The 18,873-nt window shown below is 69.0% G+C and carries 12 protein-coding genes; 2 read left to right on the top strand and 10 right to left on the bottom strand.

From position 1 onward, the window contains the following. The first annotated feature begins 174 nt into the window (after positions 1–174). Positions 175–870, top strand: a complete 696-nt coding sequence (locus OH768_RS45125) for a hypothetical protein (RefSeq protein ID WP_406462565.1) — start codon at positions 175–177, stop codon at positions 868–870. Positions 871–1,096: 226 nt separating this feature from the next. Here OH768_RS45125 and OH768_RS45120 read toward each other — a convergent pair whose 3' ends face one another. After that, positions 1,097–2,872 (bottom strand): tannase/feruloyl esterase family alpha/beta hydrolase, encoded by a 1,776-nt coding sequence (locus tag OH768_RS45120; protein ID WP_406462564.1) that lies wholly within the window; start codon positions 2,870–2,872, stop codon positions 1,097–1,099. 267 nt (positions 2,873–3,139) lie between these two features. On the opposite strand from OH768_RS45120, the gene OH768_RS45115 reads away from it, so the two are divergent. Beyond that, on the top strand, positions 3,140–4,600 hold the full coding sequence (locus OH768_RS45115) for an MFS transporter (RefSeq protein WP_406462562.1): 1,461 nt from the start codon (positions 3,140–3,142) through the stop codon (positions 4,598–4,600). Between the two features lie 64 nt (positions 4,601–4,664). On the opposite strand, the gene OH768_RS45110 is transcribed toward OH768_RS45115, so the two are convergent. The 9 genes from OH768_RS45110 to OH768_RS45070 form a co-directional block, all read right to left on the bottom strand. Continuing rightward, positions 4,665–5,276 carry a sarcosine oxidase subunit gamma gene (locus OH768_RS45110; RefSeq protein WP_406462561.1) on the bottom strand — a complete coding sequence of 204 codons (612 nt, stop codon included), beginning with the start codon at positions 5,274–5,276 and terminating at the stop codon, positions 4,665–4,667. Beyond that, positions 5,269–8,526 (bottom strand): sarcosine oxidase subunit alpha family protein, encoded by a 3,258-nt coding sequence (locus tag OH768_RS45105; RefSeq protein WP_406462559.1) that lies wholly within the window; start codon positions 8,524–8,526, stop codon positions 5,269–5,271. The genes OH768_RS45110 and OH768_RS45105 overlap by 8 nt, the downstream gene beginning before the upstream one ends. 12 nt (positions 8,527–8,538) lie before the next feature. Then, a complete protein-coding gene (locus OH768_RS45100) occupies positions 8,539–9,771 on the bottom strand; it encodes a sarcosine oxidase subunit beta family protein (RefSeq protein ID WP_406462557.1) in 1,233 nt (410 codons plus the stop codon). Then, positions 9,768–11,051, bottom strand: coding sequence for a serine hydroxymethyltransferase (gene glyA, locus OH768_RS45095; protein ID WP_406462556.1), 1,284 nt, complete (start codon positions 11,049–11,051; stop codon positions 9,768–9,770). Before glyA ends, OH768_RS45100 begins: the two co-directional genes overlap by 4 nt. A gap of 21 nt (positions 11,052–11,072) precedes the next feature. After that, a complete protein-coding gene (locus OH768_RS45090) occupies positions 11,073–13,511 on the bottom strand; it encodes an FAD-dependent oxidoreductase (RefSeq protein ID WP_406462554.1) in 2,439 nt (812 codons plus the stop codon). Positions 13,512–14,071: 560 nt separating this feature from the next. Then, positions 14,072–14,554 carry a hypothetical protein gene (locus tag OH768_RS45085; protein ID WP_406462552.1) on the bottom strand — a complete coding sequence of 161 codons (483 nt, stop codon included), beginning with the start codon at positions 14,552–14,554 and terminating at the stop codon, positions 14,072–14,074. A gap of 233 nt (positions 14,555–14,787) precedes the next feature. Next, positions 14,788–15,750 (bottom strand): ABC transporter substrate-binding protein, encoded by a 963-nt coding sequence (locus OH768_RS45080; RefSeq protein ID WP_406462551.1) that lies wholly within the window; start codon positions 15,748–15,750, stop codon positions 14,788–14,790. A 14-nt stretch (positions 15,751–15,764) separates the two neighbouring features. Beyond that, entirely contained in the window at positions 15,765–17,771 is a 2,007-nt protein-coding gene (locus OH768_RS45075; protein WP_406462549.1) for an ABC transporter permease, read from the bottom strand. Next, positions 17,771–18,859 carry a glycine betaine/L-proline ABC transporter ATP-binding protein gene (locus OH768_RS45070; RefSeq protein WP_406462548.1) on the bottom strand — a complete coding sequence of 363 codons (1,089 nt, stop codon included), beginning with the start codon at positions 18,857–18,859 and terminating at the stop codon, positions 17,771–17,773. The genes OH768_RS45075 and OH768_RS45070 overlap by 1 nt, the downstream gene beginning before the upstream one ends. Positions 18,860–18,873 lie beyond the last annotated feature (14 nt).

Below are 18,873 nucleotides of genomic sequence, written 5' to 3'. Positions count from 1 at the left end.
GCCGAAACCTCGCATGTGCGCACCCTAATCCAGCGCACCCCGGTTCGTTCCGGGTCATCGCCGCACGACTCTCGCCGATGCCGGAGCGCCTCTACCGGCGTCCGGTACCGTCGCAACGCCTGATCCCGATCGTCCCCGCCACCCCTGCCGCCGCTGACCCGAGGAGGGCATCGGATGACCAGCCCCGACTCCGCTGCCGACAGCGGGATCTGGGACCCCTTCGGCACTCTGAGCCGCGCGTTGTGGATCGGTGGCGGCCAGTGGGCCGGCAAGTCGGCCGTGGCCCGCCTGCTGGCCGTCCGATACGGCATCACCGCGTATCACTACGACTTCCACGACGCCCGCGGTCACAACGACCGCAGGATCGCCCGCCGTCTCGCCCTCGGTGAGCCGGTCACCGACCCCGGCCCGGACAAGGTGTGGGTCCGCACCACCCCCGAGGAGATGGCCGCCGAGACCCTGGCGCAGTTCCCGGCGCGGTTCGCATGGGCCCTGGACGACCTGCGCGCGCTCGTCTCGGGCCGCCCGATCCTCGCCGAGGGCTGGGACCTGCGTCCCGAACTCGTCGCGTCCGTCGTCGACTCGCCGCGTCGGATGGTCGTCATGGTGCCGACACCCGGGTTCCGTCGACATCAGCTCGACCGCCTGCCCAGGGCCGCCTCCCTGGGACACCGGGTCAGCGACCCGGCCCGCGCACAGGCCAACCGCCTGGCCCGCGACCGTCTCGTCGCCGAGGACGCCGCCCGCTCCGCCCGCCGGCTCGGCATCCGCGTGATCGAGATCGACGGTCACCAGGACACCGACGCGGGCGCCGGGCTGGTCGCCGACCACTTCGCCCCCTACCTCCCGCAGCAGGACCGCAAGGCCTGATCCAACGAAGACCTCGACCTGCGTGTGGCCGCCGCACGGGCGGTCAAGCGCCTCCCCTGGCCCGTACGGCGGCGCGCGAGCGCGGCGGATCCGCGGGGCGGGGCGTTCTTCCGGCGGACGGTGTCCGGGCTCGACAACCGCACGATCGTCTTCGCCCGACCCACAACGTCGTGGCCCCCGCCTCGAAGGCAGGGGCCACGACGTCCCCATCAACTTCTCCTGTACGTCAGTTCTTGCCCTTGGTGACGACCCACTTGCGGCCCACCCAGTTGCCGACCGTCTCGTAGCCGGAGCGGAAGGAGCCGAGCCAGTGGAGCTTCAGGTCGGCCTCGGCGGTGGACTTGACGGGGGTGTAGCTGCTCGCGTCGGTGTCCGGGCCGCCCGTGGTGTTCTTGGCGTAGTACGGGAAGGGGTAGACCGGGCGGGAGGCGGTGGCGTTGCCGCTGCCGTCGACGGACTTGGTCGTCAGGCTCGCCGGGGCGGCGCCCTCGGTGACCCAGTCGGTGATCGCGGTCAGCGCGTCGAAGGTGTTCGGGCCCTGGCCGCCGCCGCAGTGCGCGACGCCGGGGAGCAGGAACAGCCGGGCGAAGGACCTGGTGGCCGCCTCGCCGCCGACGGCCTTCTCAACTGCCTTGTAGTAGGCCATCGTTCCCACGGCCGGGATGTGCTGGTCGCCGAGACCGTGCCAGAGGACGAGCTTGCCGCCGGCCTTCTTGAACGCGGTGAGGTCGGGGTCGGTGGCGTCGTACATGCCCTCGTTGGGCCGCATCACCCTGTCGTAGTAGGCGGCTGTGAACTTGATGTCCTTGTAGGTCAGGGCCGGTTGGGGGCTGTCGAAGATCTGGTAGCGCAGGGTCTCCCGGACGAAGCCGATGTCGCCGCTCGCGCCGGTCGCGGTGGCCGGTGTGATGATGCCGGCCCAGTTCAGCTCGGAGCCGCGCAACTGGTAACCCGGGTACAGGAGTTGGCCGTGCTCGTCGGTCGGTCCCGCGTAGATGCGGCGCAGGGTGGTGACCTGGTCGGCGGTCAGGCAGTACGCGTCGGACGTCGAGGTCTGGCCGGTCCTGCACTGGATCGTGCCTGGGTCCCAGGTGCAGCTGAGCGGGTCGGCGATGATGCCGTCGGCGGGGGCGCCGCAGCCCTTGAGGACGGCCTTGTGCAGGTCGGCGAGGTCCGCGTTGGTGATCGTCGCCGGGCCGCCGTCGAGGTACACGGACTGGGCGGTCCAGGCGTGCGAGAAGGTGTTCAGCGCGGTGAAGTTGTTGGCCGGGGCGCCGGCGATGATGCCGTCGAAGTCGGTCGGGTAGCGCTGCGCCTCGGTGAGGCCCTGGTGACCGCCCTGGGAGCAGCCGTCGAAGTAGGAGTGGGTGGCCGCCTGGCCGTAGTACTGCTTGATGATCGCCTTGGCCGCCTGGACCAGTTCATGGTCGGACTTGTAGCCGAAGTCTGCGCTCAGGGTGGGGTCGCTGGAGAAGAGGCCGCCGCCCTGGTAGTGACCCTCGTCGCTGGAGGCGACGGCGAAGGCGCCGGTGGTCAGCGGGACGCAGCCGGTCGAAGCGGGGGCGTTGGTGACGCCGGTGCTGCCGCACAGGCCGCCGCAGCCGAGCTGGAGGTAGTTGGCCTGCCAGCCGGTCTCGGGGAGTTTGATCTCGAAGTGGAGTTGCGGGGCGATGACGCCCTTGACGTCACAAGCCGCCCAGTTGCCAAGGGTGTTGGCGCTCGCGGCGAGTTCGGTGGCCGAGCCGATCTCGAAGGGCACACCGGGGACGGCTGCGGCCAGGTCGAGTTGGGCGACGCCGGAGCAGGACATGGCCGGTGCGATGCCCGAGGTCGCGGTGTTCGCCGAAACGGCCTTCGCCGGGGCCGAGTCGGCGGCCTGCGCGCCGCCGGTCACGCTGTTGGCCAGCACCACGCTCGCGCCGGTCACCAGTGCCACGGCTGCCGCGAGGGTGGCCAGGAAGGTCGCCGAGTTCCACCGACACCATCTGAACAACTTGGGCATGCTGAGTACTCCGTTCGCTCGCCGGATGGGGGTCGTGCGGCGGCACGGCGAGGAACGTAGCTCTCCCTTAATCCGCAGGCAATAGCGTCGACTCTATTGTTGACGATTTTGTCGAAGAGTCTGGCCCGATATCGCCGACCAGGGCGGGAGCCGACGCCCGCCGCAACATCAGTTTTCTTTCTGCGTAACTTATTGATTGTACCGACCGTTAGGTCTAATTTATCGGCTCACTGGACCTTCGCTCCGCTCACTGACGGAAGGCCGCCGATGTCCTCCCAGACCCAGCTCACTCCCCCACGGGATGATGAGAGATCACCCTCGACGACCCGCAACGTCCTCGTCATCGTCGCTCTCGTATGGACCGTCCAACTGGTCGCGCTGATCGCCGCGTTGTCCGGCATCGCGCAGGCCGACATCGCGATCCACTTCAGGACCACCGAGATCGCGTGGTTCACCCTGATGACCCTGCTGACCGGCACGTTCTTCCTGCCGTTCGCGGTCAAGGCCGCGGCCGTCTTCGGCAAGAAGCGCGTCCTGCTCGTCGCCACGGGGCTCGGCTTCACGGGCGACCTGATCGCCGCCGTCGCCACCGACTACCGAACCCTGCTGATCGGCCGCGGCATCGCGGGCATCTACGCCGCCAGCGCCCCGCTCGCCTACGCCATCACCCGCGACGTCTTCCCCCGCAAGTGGGTCGGGGTCGCCAGCGGGATCCTGGCCGGCGGTGTCGGTCTCGTCGCGTTCGGCGGGCCGTTCCTGTCCGGCTGGCTGCTGGACGACTACGGCTTCCGCGGTGTCCTGTGGTTCATGGCCATCAGCACGGCCGTCAGCTTCCTGCTGGTTCTGGCCTTCGTGCCGGAGAGTCCGATCCGTGCGGCGGCCGGCCGGATGGACTGGGCCGGCGGAATCCTCCTCGGCGGCGGGGTCACGGCGCTCATCTACGCCGTCGGCCAGGGCACGCACTGGGGCTGGGGCAGCGGCAAGTTCATCGGCTGGGTCGTCGGAGCGGCGATCGCCCTGGCCGTCTTCGTCTTCGTGGAGCGCAGGGTCGCCGAACCCCTCTTCCCGCTCTCCATGACCCGCCGCCGCCCGGTGTGGACGGTCCTGCTGGCCACGTCCATCGCGGCCGGCTCGCTGAGCGCCGTCGGCGTGGTGATCCAGCTGCTGATCCTGATGCCGAAGATCCCCACCATCTCCGAGGGCCTGGGCTGGTCGGGTACGCACAACGCCATCGTCACCAGCCCGATCAGCGCCATGATCATCGTGGGGGCCGTCGGCACCGGACTGCTCTCCCGTCGGATGGACGCCCGCATCCTGCTGGGCACCGGCGCCGCGCTCGCGGTCCTCGGCTACGGCATCGGCACCCATCTGCACCACAGCGCCCCGCAGATCATCGAGATGGGCGTGATCGCGGGACTGGGCACGGGCATCGTGATGGCGATCGTGCCCATCATGATCATCGAGGTGGTCACCCCCGAGGAACAGGCGCTGGCCAACGGCGTCCAGACCCTCGGCCAGGGCGTCGCCCAGATCGTCGTCTCCCAGCTGGCCTTCGTCGTGATGGCCCAGCACGGGGCGGTCCTCAAGGGCACGCAGTTCTATCTCGACGCCGGATTCACCAACGGGCTCTGGCTGGTGGTCGGTTGCGTCGCCGCGGGCGCGGTGCTCGTCGCCCTGATCCCCAGGAGCAAGCGCCTCGACGAGGTGGAGGTCGGCCAGGCGGCCTGAAGTCAGTACGCCGCGAAGGCCGTTCTCCCGGCGACGGGCGAACGGCCTTCGGCATACGGCCGGTTCAGTCGTTCCGCACGTACTCCGCCGCCGCGTCCAGCAGCCAGTCCGTCAGATACCCGGCGAAGGACGAACGCACCAACACCCAGAATCCGGCGCCGGGTTCGTCCCGGCCGACCAGCACGGCCTGGGTGCGGGCCACGGTGGTCTGGGCGCAGCGCCCGGCGCCGAAGGCACGTGGGTGCAGGTCCAGGGGGCAGCCGTGGGCGAGCAGGTCGCTTGCCCGGGTGCCCGAGACGAGAAGGGTGGTTCGCTGGGCGGACACATCGGTGACGGCCACATGCTCATCACCGCTCGCCGCCCGGATCCTGCTCTCCACATCCCGCTGCGTGCCCGGCGGCCCCACCAGCAGCCACTCGTCGGGCCCGAGCCACAGCGCCCTCAACTCCCCCGCCCGCACGACCGTGTTGGGCTCCAGGGGCAGGGACAGACCAAGAGCGAGCCCTACGGCGTCCGCCGCCGCGCCCTTCGCGTCGAGCCGGACGTTCACCTGGGCCAGGAAAGGCAGCTCGGCCAGCCGGACCGCACCGCCGGAGGAGCGGGTCGCGGCGGCCAGCCGGCCCGCGGCACCCGCGAGGGGGCTGCGGCGCGGCACGGAGAGCGCGGTGTCAGCCATCGCGGCGGGCTCCTTCGGGGTCGTAGAGGACGGGGCTTGCGACGGTGACCGGGATCAGCCGGTCGCCCACCGGGGCGTAGAGGCGTTCGCCGATGCGGTCCCGGCCGCCCTTGATCAGGGCGAGAGCGAAGGTGCGGCCGAGGGCGGCGCTGCGGTAGCTGGAGGTGACGTGGCCGAGCATCGGGACAGGCGGGGCGGGCAGCACGCTGTCGGCGATCAGTTGGGTGCCCTCGGGGAGGAAGGCGGCGGGGTCGTCCGGGAGCAGGCCGACCAGGTGCTTGCGGTCGGGGCGGACGGCGTCGGCGCGGGCGTAGGAGCGCTTGCCGATGAAGTCGGGCTTCTTCTTCGACACCGCCCAACTCATGCCCAGATCATGGGGAGTTACCGTGCCGTCGGTGTCCTGGCCGATGATCGGGTAGCCCTTCTCGGCGCGCAGGACGTGCATGGTCTCGGTGCCGTACGGGGTGATGCCGAAGGGGGCACCGGCCTCGTAGAGCGCCTCCCAGAGGGCGAGGGCCTCCCACGGTGACACGTTGATCTCGTAGGCGAGTTCGCCGGAGAAGCTGATCCGGCACACCCTGGCCTCGATGCCCGCGACGGTGGTGTCCCGCCAGGCCATGAACGGGAAGTCGCCGTTGCTCACGGCCAGTTGGGGCGCGAGCGAGCCGAGTACCTCGCGGGAGCGGGGGCCGACCAGGGCGACGGTGGCCCACTGTTCGGTCACCGAGGCGCAGTGGACGCGGAGTTCGGGCCACTCGGTCTGGTGCCACTCCTCCATCCAGTCGAGTACGGCGGCGGCGTTGCCCGTGGTCGTGGTGACCAGGTAGCGGTCCGGTGCGAGGCGGATGGCGGTGCCGTCGTCGAAGACCATGCCGTCCGGGCGGCACATGACGCCGTAACGGATCATGCCGACCTTCAGGTTGCTCATCATGTTGGTGTAGAGCCGGTCGAGGAAGACAGGTGCGTCCGGGCCCTGTACGTCGATCTTGCCGAGGGTGGAACCGTCCATGAAGGCGACGCCCTCGCGGGCCGCCGCGCACTCGCGCAGCACCGCGGTCTCCATGTCCTCGCCGTCCTGCGGGTAGTACCAAGGGCGCTTCCACTGGCCGACGTTCTCGAACAGGGCGCCCTGCATGACGTGCCAGTCGTGCAGCGCGGTCGTACGGATCGGGTCGTGCAGCGCGCCCCGGTCGCGGCCGGCGAGGGTGGCGAAGGAGACGGGAGTGTAGGGCGGGCGGAATGTTGTTGTGCCGAGCGACGACACGTCCACGCCGAGGAGTTCGGCGACCACGCCGCTGGCCAGGATGCCGGAGGTCTTGCCCTGGTCGTTGGCGGTGCCGGCCGTCGTGTAGCGCTTGGTGTGCTCGACCGAGTTGAGCCCGGCACCGGTTGCGCGGGTCAAGTCTCCTACGGTGACGTCGCGTTGGAGGTCCACGAAGCGGGGGGCTTCGGTGGCGGAGGGGACGAGGAAGACCTGCATGGCGGGGGTGGTGCCGGGTTCGGTGGGCACCTGGGGCAGGTTCGGTGCCTCGGCGGTGTAGCCCTCGGCCTGGATCGCGCGGGCGCCTGCGGCTGCGCCCTGCGCGAGGGCTTCGGCCAGGTCGAGGGCGCCGTTCGCGCTGCCCGCGACCTCGACCGCCTGGCGGCAGATGTCGGGGACGAAGGAGCCGAGGGTGTCGTCGTAGCGGAGTTTGCCGCCCGCCTGGCTGAAGAGGTGGGCGACCGGGTTCCAGCCGCCGGAGACCAGGAGAAGGTCGGTCGCGAAGTGCCGTGTCGTGCCCGTGGTTTCGCCGTACGGGGCGACCGTCACGGCGGTCAGTCGCGGGGCGCCCTCGGTGCCGACGACGGCGTGTCCGGTCAGTACCTCTATGCCGGCCTCGCGGGCTCGGTGCGCCCACTCCTCCGGCGCGGACGGGCGGGTGTCCACGATTGCCGCGATCTGGACTCCGGCCGTTGCGAGGTCCAACGCGGCCGCGTACGCACTGTCGTTGGTGGTGAAGACGACGGCCTGGCTGCCTGGCAGGACGCCGTGCCGGTTGACGTAGGCGCGGGCCGAGGCGGCAAGCATCACTCCGGGGCGGTCGTTGTCCGCGAAGGCAAGTGAGCGCTCGTGCGCGCCCGTTGCGAGGACGACTCGGCGGGCTCGGATGCGCCAGACGCGTTCGCGGGAGACGTGGGTGGGGGCCGCTGCGCCGAGGTGGTTGGTGCGGCGTTCCACGGCGAGGAGGTGGTTGTCGTCGTAGTGGCCGAAGACGGTGGTGCGGGGCAGCACGCGTACATCGGGCGCGGAGGTGAGTTCCCCGCTCAACTCCGTTACCCAGTCGAGGAGTTGGGCCGTGTCCAGCAGGCTGCCGCCCAGTTCGGGGCGGTCGTCGGCGAGGATGACTCGGGCTCCGCTGTGGGCGGCGGCTGCGGCGGCTGCGAGACCGGCGGGGCCTGCGCCCACGACCAGGAGGTCGCAGTGGGCGTGGACGGCGTCGTAGCGGGACGGGTCCGGTTCGGTGGCCAGCCGGCCCTGGCCGGGGAGGCCGGCCGCGACCAGGCCGTCGTAGAGCTCGACCGTTGTCGCGGGGAGCATCGGTTCGGGGAAGGGGGCCTCGATCTGGATGACGGCGTTGGGTTCTTCGACTCCGGCGGTGAAGATGCCTCGGGGGCGGCCGAGTTTGATGCTGGTGCCGGTTTGGATGACGCCGTTGGCGAGGAGGGCGGAGGCGAGGGTGTCGCCCTTGTAGCCCGTGTATTCGGTGCCGTCGAAGGTGAAGGTGAGGGGGGTGTCTCGGTGGATTCGGCCGCGGGTGGGGTGGCGGAACGGATGGCCCGCGGCGGAGCCGCTGATGGATGCAGCGCCCCCGCCGCCCCTGCCCGTCCCGTCCTCCAGGGGCTCTGCCCCTTCGACCCCGCTCCCAGGGGGCTCCGCCCCCTGGACCCCCGTCGGCCCCGAAAGGGCCTCGTCCTCAAACGCCGGACGGGCTGATTCTGCGGTCGGTTGTGACTCCCCCGCCCGGTACACCGTCAGGATCTCGTTCGTCGACGTGTCCCGTACCGCGTTGAACCAGCGGCGGCACCCCGCCGCGTGGCTCCAGCGTTCCGCGAAGGGGCCCTTGGGGTTGGCGCGGAAGAAGAGGTAGCGGGCCCACTCCTCGTCGGTCAGGTCGGCCTGGTTCTCCGGGTAGGCCACGTGGGCCTGGCCGCCGTAGTGGAACTCGGCTTCGTCGCGGGGCCCGCACCAGGGGCAGGGGATCAGCAGCATGGTTCGGGCTCCCTAGTGGGCCACCGCGGCGGCACCGTGCTCGTCGACGAGCGCGCCGGTGGTGAAACGGTCGAGCGAGAAGGGGGCGTTGAGGTGGTGGGGCGTGTCGTGGGCGATGGTGTGTGCGTAGACCCAGCCGACACCCGGGGTGGCCTTGAAACCGCCCGTTCCCCAACCGCAGTTCAGGTAGAGGTTGTCGACCGGGGTGAGGCCCACGATGGGTGAGGCGTCGGGGGTGACGTCCACGATGCCGCCCCAGGTGCGCAGGACGTGCGCTCGGGCGAAGACCGGGAAGAGTTCGAGGGCCGCCGCCATTTGCTCCTCGATGATGTGGAACGCGCCGCGCTGCGTGTAGGAGTTGTACGAGTCGATGCCCGCGCCCATCACCAACTCGCCCTTGTGCGCCTGGCTTACGTACACGTGGACCGCGTTGGACATGACGACCGTGGGGTGGACCGGCTCCAGCAGCTCCGACACCAGTGCTTGCAACGGGTGGCTCTGGAGCGGGAGTTGGATGCCTGCCATGGCCGCGAGGACCGACGTGTGGCCTGCCGAACACAGGGCCACCTTGCCCGCCGCCATCGGGCCGAGTGTCGTCTGTACGCCGGTCACCCTGCCGTCGACGATGTCCAGGCCGGTGACTTCGCAGTTCTGGATGATGTCGATGCCGGCGGCGTCGGCGGAGCGGGCCAGGCCCCAGGCGACGTGGTCGTGCTTGGCGATGCCCGCGCGTGGCTGATAGGTGGCCCCCATCACCGGATAGCGCACGTCCGGCGAGACGTTGACGATCGGGCAGACCTCTTTGACCTGCCGTTCGTCGAGCCACTCCGCGTCCACGCCGTTCAGACGGTTCGCCTCGACTCGGCGCACGCTGTCTCGGACGTCCTGGAGGCTGTGGGCGAGGTTGAGCACACCGCGCTGGGAGAAGAGGATCGGGTAGTCGAGTTCCTCTTCCAGTCCCTCCCACAACTTCAGCGCGTGCTCGTAGATGCCCGCGCTCTCGTCCCACAGGTAGTTGGAGCGGATGATCGTGGTGTTGCGGGCCATGTTGCCGCCCGCCAGCCAGCCCTTCTCCAGCACCGCGACGTTCGTGATGCCGTGGTTCTTCGCCAAGTAGTGGGCGGTGGCCAGGCCGTGGCCTCCGCCGCCGACCACGATCACGTCGTACGAGCGTTTCGGCTCGGGTGTGCGCCAGAGCCAGTCGGGGTGTTCGGGGAGGTCGGCGCCCGGGGTGCGGGGGGTCATCGGGGGTCGTCCTCCTCGGACAGGTGCGGGTAGAGCGGGTGCTTCGCCGCGAGGGCTTCCGTGCGGGTGCGCAACTCGCCCATGTCCGGCTCCGGTTGGAGGGCGAGCGCGATCACGTCCGCGACCTCGGCGAAGTCCTCCTCCGTGAAGCCTCGCGTGGCCAGTGCCGGGGTGCCGATGCGCAATCCCGACGTGACCATGGGCGGGCGCGGGTCGAAGGGCACGGCGTTGCGGTTGACGGTGATGCCGATCTCGTGGAGGAGGTCCTCCGCCTGCCTGCCGTCCAGGTCGGAGTCGCGCAGGTCGACCAGGACCAGGTGGACGTCCGTGCCGCCCGTGAGGACCTTCACCCCTGCGGCCGACGCGTCGGCTCGGGTGAGGCGTTCGGCGAGGAGGCGGGAGCCGGCGAGTGTGCGGGCCTGGCGTTCGGCGAACTCGGGTGAGGCCGCGACCTTGAACGACACGGCCTTCGCGGCGATGACGTGCTCCAGGGGGCCGCCCTGCATGCCGGGGAACACCGCAGAGTTGATCTTCTTGGCGAGGTCGGCCTCGTTGGTGAGGATGACTCCGCCGCGCGGGCCGCCGAGGGTCTTGTGCGTTGTCGTCGTGGTCACGTGGGCGTGCGGGACGGGGTTGGGGTGCAGGCCCGCGGCTACCAGGCCCGCGAAGTGCGCCATGTCGACCATCAGCAGGGCGCCCACCTCGTCGGCGATCCGCCGGAAGGCCGCGAAGTCCAACTGCCGTGGGTACGCCGACCAGCCCGCGATGATCATCTTGGGGCCGTGTTCCTTGGCGAGGCGCTCCACCTCGTCCATGTCGACCAGGTTGTCGGTCTCGGAGACGTGGTACGGCACCACGTTCAGCATCTTGCCGCTGTAGTTGAGGCGCATGCCGTGCGTGAGGTGTCCGCCGTGCGCGAGGTCGAGGCCGAGGATCGTGTCGCCGGGCTTCAACAGGGCGAAGAAGACCGCCGTGTTGGCCTGTGCGCCCGAGTGCGGCTGCACGTTGGCGAAGCCAGCGCCGAAGAGGGACTTGACGCGCTCGATGGCCAACCGCTCGGTGACGTCGACGTGTTCGCAGCCGCCGTAGTAGCGGCGGCCGGGGTAGCCCTCCGCGTACTTGTTGGTGAGGACCGAGCCCTGTGCCTCCAGTACGGCGGAGGGGGCGAAGTTCTCGGAGGCGATCATCTCCAACGTGGACTGCTGGCGGTGCAGTTCGGCACGGAGCGCGGCGTGGACCTCGGGGTCCAGTTCCGCCAGGGGGGTGTTCAGCGCGTTCATTCGGCGTTCTCGTCCTTCCGGCTAACCGCGGAGGCGGGACATCGTCGGGTCGAACAGTGGCTCCGCCGCGACGACCGCCTCGACGCGCTCGCCGAAGTAGCCGATGTGCAACGTCGTTCCGGGGGTGGCGAGTTCGGTCGGCAGCCAGGCGTACGCGATGCCCTTGCCGATCGTGTAGCCGTAGGCGGCGCTGGTGACGTAGCCGACGGCGCGCTCGCCGTCGTAGACCGGCTCCTTGCCCATGACGACCGAGCGGGGGTCGTCGATGGTCAGGCAGGTCAACTGCCTTTGTACATCGGCCTTTCGGCGTTCCAGGGCCGCCTTGCCTACGAAGTCGCCCTTGTCGAGCTTGACGGCGAAGCCGACGCCGGCCTCGTAGGGGTCGTGCTCGTAGGTCATGTCGGTGCCGAAGGAGCGGTAACCCTTCTCCAGGCGGAGGCTGTTGAAGGCGCCGCGTCCTGCGATGACTCCGCCGAGCGGCTGCGCGGCCTGCCACAGGGTGTCCCAGAGTTTCTGGCCCTGGTCGGCGGTGGTGTACAGCTCCCAGCCGAGTTCGCCGACGTAGGACAGGCGCATCGCGGTGACGGGGACCGTACCGATGTAGGCCTTCTTGGCGCGGAAGTACTTGAGGCCTTCGTTGGTGAAGTCCTCGTCCGTCAGGGGCTGGAGGACCTTGCGGGCCAATGGGCCCCACAGGCCTATGCAGCAGGTGCCGGGGGTGATGTCGCGGACCTGGACCGTGCCGTCGGCCGGGAGGTGGCGGGTGAACCAGTCGAGGTCGAGGTTGCCGTTGGCGCCGACCTGGAAGAGGTCGCGGGACAGGCGCGCGACGGTGATGTCGCTGCGGATGCCGCCGTCCTGGTCGAGGAGCAGGGTGTACGTCACCGAGCCGACCGACTTGGCGACCTTGCCGGTGACCAGGCCCTCCAGGAAGTCGGCGGCACCCGGGCCGGTCACTTCGAGGCGTTTGAGGGCCGTCATGTCGTACATCGCGACCGTCTCGCGGGTGGCCTGGGCCTCGGCGCCGACGACGGGCGACCAGTACTGGGCCGCCCAGTCGTTCGGGGTGGGGATCGAACGGCCTTCCACCAGGCCCGAGTTGGCCTCGTACCACTGCGGGCGCTCCCAGCCGTTCGCCTCCAGGAAGAACGCGCCGTGTTCCTGCTGGCGGGTGTGGAAGGGGCTGGTGCGGATCGGGCGCGGCTTCCCGGACGGCTGGAGGGGGTGGAGGATGTCGTAGACCTCGACGAAGTTCTGACAGTCGCGGGCCAGGACGTATTCCGGGGCCAGTTGGTGCTGCTCGAAGCGGTTGACGTCGCACTCGTGGAGGTCGAAGGACGAGCAGTATCCGTCGACCAGCCACTCGGCCATCGCGCGGCCGACGCCCGCCGAGTGCGTGACCCAGACCGCCTCGGCGACCCAGAAGCCCTTGACCTCAGGGGACTCGCCGAGAAGCGGGAAGTTGTCGGTGGTGAAGGAGAAGAGGCCGTTGATACCCTCCTCGACCTTCGCGTCCTTCGTCGCGGGGAGCAGGGACTGGGTCTCCGTCCAGGCGTCCGCGAAGTCGTCCTCGGTGAACTTGAGGACGGACGGCATGTCGTCGGCCTCGTCGACGGAGAGGATGCCGTCGGCCGAGATGGGCATCGGGCGGTGGCCGTAGTAGCCGATGCCGATGGCGTCGAAGCGGTCGCGGTAGTAGAGGTCGGCGTCCTGGTGGCGCAGGATCGGGCGGACGGCCTCCTCGGTCTGGCCGGCGAGGGCGGGCACCGGTCCGGTCCAGGCGAGCTGGTGGCCGAGCGGGGTCAGCGGGAGGTTCATGCCGACCATGCGGGCGATCTTCGGGCCCCAGATGCCGGCGCAGCACACGACGATGTCGGCGGGGATCTCGCCCTGGTCGGTGAGGACGCCGGTGACGCGGCCGTCGGCCCGCTGTACGTCCAGGACCTCATGGCGGGCGAGGAAGGCCACGCCGCGTTCCGTGGCCCGGCGGATCTGGGCCTCCACGGCGAGGACGGCCTTCGCGAGGCCGTCGGTGGGGACCAGGAGGCCGCCGAGCACCTTGTCGGGGTTGAGGAGCGGGTGCCGTGCGACGCACTCCTCGGGGGTGAGCAGGCGGGCCTCGATGCCCCAGGCGGTGATCCAGCCGTGGCGGCGGTGGAGTTCGGCGACGCGCTCGGGGGTGGTGGCGACTTCGAGGCCGCCGACCTGGAGGAAGCAGGGCTTGCCGTCGACGTCGAGGGAGCAGAACTTCTCGACGGTGTAGCGGGCCAACTCGGTCATGGTCTTCGAGGAGTTGGTCTGGAAGACCAGCCCGGGAGCGTGCGAGGACGAGCCGCCGGTGGCGGGCAGCGGGCCCTGGTCGACCACGGTCACTTCGGTCCAGCCTCGCGCGGAGATCTCGTCCGCGAGCGCCGCCCCCACGACACCCGCTCCGATGATGACCACTCGGGGTCCCGCCATCGCCGCACCTCCGGCTAGAAAGCAATCCGGTTGCTGTCTGCGCAACATGCTTCAGGTTGCGCAACTCAATGTGCCCGGCGCGAGGAGCGGGTGTCAAGGGGTCCGTGACGTCGGAAAACAGCCCGAAACACACCCCGGAACACAGCGATTCCGGCGGGCGGCGCGCAAGGATGCGCACCGCCCGCCGGACATGTTCGACCGAGTCGCAACTCCGGACTGCTGGTGTGACGCCGCTTCCGTCGAGTTGGTCCCGGGACCCGGCTGCATGGCGCGCGGTCACGTGACCTGGGACGGTTTCGCGGAGCGATCGGCGGGAGCGGCACTGTGGACACGCCCGCACCATAAACCGGGCGGCGGAAACACTTTCTTCTCACCGGTGAATGCGGTGAACGGGACCTCCGCAGACAACAGCGTTGCAGTCCTGCGGGAAACTCTCACCAAAGAGGCGCCTTACTGGGTACGACTTCCGGAAGCATGTGAACTCCCATGTGTCGCAGACCAGCAGGCGCCTCCTGCCGTTCTCCCGTTCACCGGCCGATCATCACCCGGTGAATCCAGGATCAGTCATGGAACGGGCAGTCCTTGATGATGAAGAACGCCTTTCCGGGCTGATCCACACCAAGTTTCGCCTGCTCTCCAGGCCTCGAACTGCCGATGACGAGATCCGCGCCCTTGAACTCCGTGGTCTTGGAGTGCCACAGGCGTCGGCCACCGGAGTACTGATAGAACTCCACATCACCGCTCTTTGCGACCCGCACGTACGCGGACGGGCCGCTGAGGTGCCCATTGGCCGCGTACACCGTACAGGTCAAGGACTTGTAGGTCATGTAGATGTTGTAGTACTTCCCGACACAGAACTTGGCCTTCCTGGATGAAGGACCATCAGTGATGCACTGCCCCGCCTTCAGCTTGCTTCCATTGGGCAGGCGATTACTTGCCGCCGCGTGGGCGGGACTGGCCACACCCAAGGCAATCGCGGCCGCAGCCGCGAAGACAGCCGCCTTACGGGCGGGCCGGGAACCGATTTCAAAAATACGTGCCATGACACAATCCTCCCCGTGAATGAATGGATTCGGGTATCTTCCTACCGCGTTCCATTCCAGGATGGATCTTACCGTGGAGGCACGTTCACCACTTGCCTCAGAAATCCCTTTGCCGCAGTTTGACCATTCATCAAACTTCGCCGCGCCGATTTCGGAGCCGCACAAGAATCCCGGCCACGTGACCACGCGCCACGCAGCCGGGCCCCAAGACCACTCAGGGAAGGATGTCGGTGCTACTTGAGCCAGGCCTTGACCTTGTCGGGGTTGGCGTCGACCCATTTCTTCGCCGCGGCGTCGTCGGACAGCTTGTCCTGGGCTATGTACTTGGCCACGGTGTTCTGGTCGTCGTTCGTCCAGTTGAAGTTCTTCACCAGGTTGTACGCGGGGCTGCCGGACTTGGCGAATCCGGCGCTGACGACCTTGTCCAGGTTGTACACGGGATAGTCGCAGGCGACCTTCGTGGCGACGGCGTCACACCCCGTCGTGTACGCCGGCAGCGCGACCTTCTTCAGCGCCACCTCGGACAGGAACCACTGCGGCTCGTAGAAGTAACCGATGACCCACTGCTTGTTCTTCTCGGCGGTGCGGAAGGCCTGGATGAGCGCGGTCTCGCTGCCCGCGTACACCACCTTGAAGTTCAACTTCAGATTGGTCACCAGCGCCGCGTCGTTGGTGACATACGACGGGTCGCCGTCGAGGAGCTGGCCCTTGCCGCCCGACTCCGAGGTCTTGAACTGGGACGCGTACTTGTTCAGGTTCTGCCACTTGAGGACGTCGGGGTGGGCCTTGGCCAGCCACGGTGGCACGTACCAGCCGATGAGGCCTTTGTTGCCGGTCTGCCCCGCCTCCACAGCCGTCTTCTGCCCGGTGATGTACTTCTTCTTCAGGTCGTCGTGGCCCCAGTTCTCCAGGATCGCGTCGACCTCGCCCGTGCCGAAGCCCTGCCAGGCGATCTGTTCCTTCAGGTCCTTCTTCTTGACCGTACAGCCGAGGTCGTGCTGCGCGACGTACGCGACGACCGCCGCGTCCGCCTCGTAACCCACCCACGGGTTGACCGCGAGGTTGAAGGTGCCGCACTTGCCCGAGCTGCTGCTCGATCCCGAAGAGGTGTCGCCGACCTTCGCCCCGCCGCAGGCGGTGAGGGTGAGGCCGAGGACGGCCACTCCGGCCGCGCCGGTTCGCCAGTGTCTTGCCATGGTGTCGTGCTCCTTTAAGCGCTGGTTCGGCGCGCCGCCGCCTGAGTGATCCGGTCGAACATGACTCCGAGCAGTACGATGGCGAGCCCCGCCGCCAGCCCCTTGCCGACCAGCTGTCCCTGCTCGAATCCGGCCACGACGTCGTAGCCGAGGGCGCCGGCTCCCACCAGACCGCCCACAACAACCATCGACAGCACGTAGATCAGGCCCTGGTTGGTCGCAAGAGTCAGGGCACCGCGTGACATCGGCAGTTGAACCTTGGTGATGAGCTGCCAGGTGTTGCACCCGGCAGCGGTGGCCGCCTCGACGGTGGTCTCGGGCACAGCCCGCACCCCGTCCGCGATGATCTTCATGGCGACCGGCGCCGCGTAGACGACCGCGGCGACGATGGCCGTGAAGCGTGTCGGGCCGAACAGTGCGAGGAACGGCACAAGATAGACAAACGGCGGCATGACCTGCGCAGCGTCCAGAGTGGGCCGCAGCAGCCGGTCCACCAGCATGCTGCGCCCCATCCACACACCGAAGACGATGCCGAACACCATCACCAGCACGGTCGCCACGACGGTCGAGGCCAGCGTCGTCATGCTGTCCGACCACACGCCCGTGCCCACCAGAAGGCCCACGCACACGGCGGTGGTGACCCCGGCGCGCCAGCCGCCGAGCACCACGCCGAACCCGATCAGAGCCGCGCCGACGAGCCACCACGGGGAGTCGGTGAGCAGCGACTGGAACGGGTTGAGCAGACCGTTGGTGATCGCGTCCCGGAAGGCGTTGGTGACACCGGAGAGGTTGTCCTGCGCCCAAGTCGTCACGCTGTCCGCCGCGTTGGCGATATGGCTGCCGGTGGTGCCGTCGCCGGGGAACTGCGCCGCCCAGAGGTACGTGTGCGACAGATAGACCAGGACTACGACACCCACGGCGCCCGAACCGAGCAGCGGGCGGCGCCACTTGAGGAAGCGGCCCGACGAGTTCCGGGCCTGTTCCGCCCGGGTGCTGGACGCGGTGGTGACCCGGTCGAGGACGATGGCCATGATCACGATGGCCAGGCCCGCGTTGAACGCCGTACCGACGTCGAGCGACTCCAGGGCCTGCATGACGGTCTTGCCGAGGCCGGGCGCGTCGATCAGGGCGGCGATGGTGACCATCGCGAGGGCGGCCATGATGGTCTGGTTGACGCCCATCACCACGGTCCGCTTGGCCATCGGCAGCAGCACCTTGAGCAGTGACTGCCAGCGGGTCGAACCCATCGAGTCGGCCGCCTCGACGGTGGTCTCCGGCACGTTGCGGATGCCGTGCGCGGTGATGCGGATCGCGGGCGGGGCCGCGTAGATCACCGTGGCGATCACGGCGGAGGCCGGGCCGATGAGGAAGATCAGGGTCAGCGGGGCCAGGTAGACGAAGGTCGGCATCGTCTGCATGAAGTCGAGGAAGGGCGTGATGATCCGGTTGAACCGGTCGGACAGGCCCGCCCACACCCCCAGCGGGATCGCGAACACCAGCGCCACGAGCACGGCGGAGAGGGTGAGCGCCAGGGTGTCCATGCTCTCCTGCCACAGGCCCTGGAGCCCGAAGAAGGCGAAGCCGGCCATGGCGAGGAGCGCGACCCGCCAGTTGCCGAGGGCCCAGGACACGAAGCCGGTGATGCCGACGACCCCGAGCCAGCCGATCTGCGGCAGCGGGCGGTCACCGCTCGGCTGCGAGATCAGGTCCTGGACGAAGGTCACCAGGTTGTCGATGACCAGGCGGATCTCGTTGAAGAAGTAGAGGAAGAGCGGGTTGGAGTTGCGGTTGGCGCCGACCGAGTCGTTGAGGTCGTTGAACCAGCGGTGCAGTCCGGTGAGATCGGCCGCCGCGAGCGTCAGTGTCTGCTTCCCGCGCAGCACGGCGAACAGCACCAGCCAGACGACGAGGATGGCGCCGACCATCATGGGCCGGGTGACCTTGCGTCGCGGGCCCTTCAAGTCCGGTGCGGCGTCCGCGACTTGCTGTGCGGGCTCCGGTTTCTCCACGGCGACGGTCATCACGCGTCGCCTTCCTGCCCGGCGACGACCGCGAGGATCTCCTCGTCGCCGACGATGCCGAGCAGCTTGCCGTTCTCCACGACCTTGACCGGCTTGTCGGCGGCCAGGACGGCACGGGTGGCCTCGCGTACGACGACGTCCGGGCCCAGCTCGGGGCCGTCCAGGGCGTCTCCGTCGACGGCGGGACGCATGATCCAGCGCAGGGTGAGGACGTCACCGCGCGGCACGTCCTTCACGAACTCGCGCACGTAGTCGTCGGCGGGCGCGCCGACCAGCTCGTCACCGGTGCCGCACTGGACCATCTTGCCGTCGCGCATGATGAGGATGCGGTCGCCCAACTTCAGCGCCTCGGAGAGGTCGTGGGTGATGAACACCATGGTCTTGCCGACCTCGTGGTGCAGCCGGATGACCTCGTTCTGCATGTCGCGGCGGATCAGCGGGTCGAGCGCGGAGAACGGTTCGTCGAAGAGCAGGACGTCCGGGTCACCCGCCAACGCCCGGGCCAGACCGACGCGTTGCTGCATACCGCCGGAGAGCTGGTCGGGGTAGGAGTTCTCGTATCCCGACAGGCCCACCAACTCGACGACTTCCAGGGCCCGTTGGGTGCGCTCGGCCTTGCTCATACCGCGGATCTCCAGGCCGAAGGAGACGTTGTCGACGACCCGGCGGTGCGGCAGCAGCCCGAAGTGCTGGAAGACCATGGAGAACTTACGGCGCCGCAGCTCGCGCAGCCGCTTGGCGTCCGCGTCCCGGATGTCCTCGCCCTCGAAGACGATCTCACCCGCGGTGGGTTCGATCAGCCGGGTCAGACATCGCACCAGGGTGGACTTCCCGGAGCCGGACAGCCCCATGACGACGAAGACCTCGCCGGGCGAGACCTCGAAGTTCACATCGCGTACGGCGGCGGTGCAGCCGGTGCGGTCCATCAGCTCACGGCGGGTGAGCCCGCACAGTTCCTCTGAGTCGGGTACCTGGTCCGCCTTCGGCCCGAACACCTTCCACAGCTTGCGCACGGATATGACCGGGGTGGGGCCCGAGTCCTGGAGCGTGCCGCGCCGCTGCGGCACCTCGGTCTGTGCTGGGGTCACGATCGACCTCTTTT

Origin of the sequence: Streptomyces sp. NBC_01622, from assembly GCF_045209635.1 — a bacterium.
In the GTDB taxonomy this organism is placed as follows: domain Bacteria; phylum Actinomycetota; class Actinomycetes; order Streptomycetales; family Streptomycetaceae; genus Streptomyces.
Note: the sequence above shows the minus strand (reverse complement) of the source record. Positions and strands in the feature narration are given on the sequence as shown.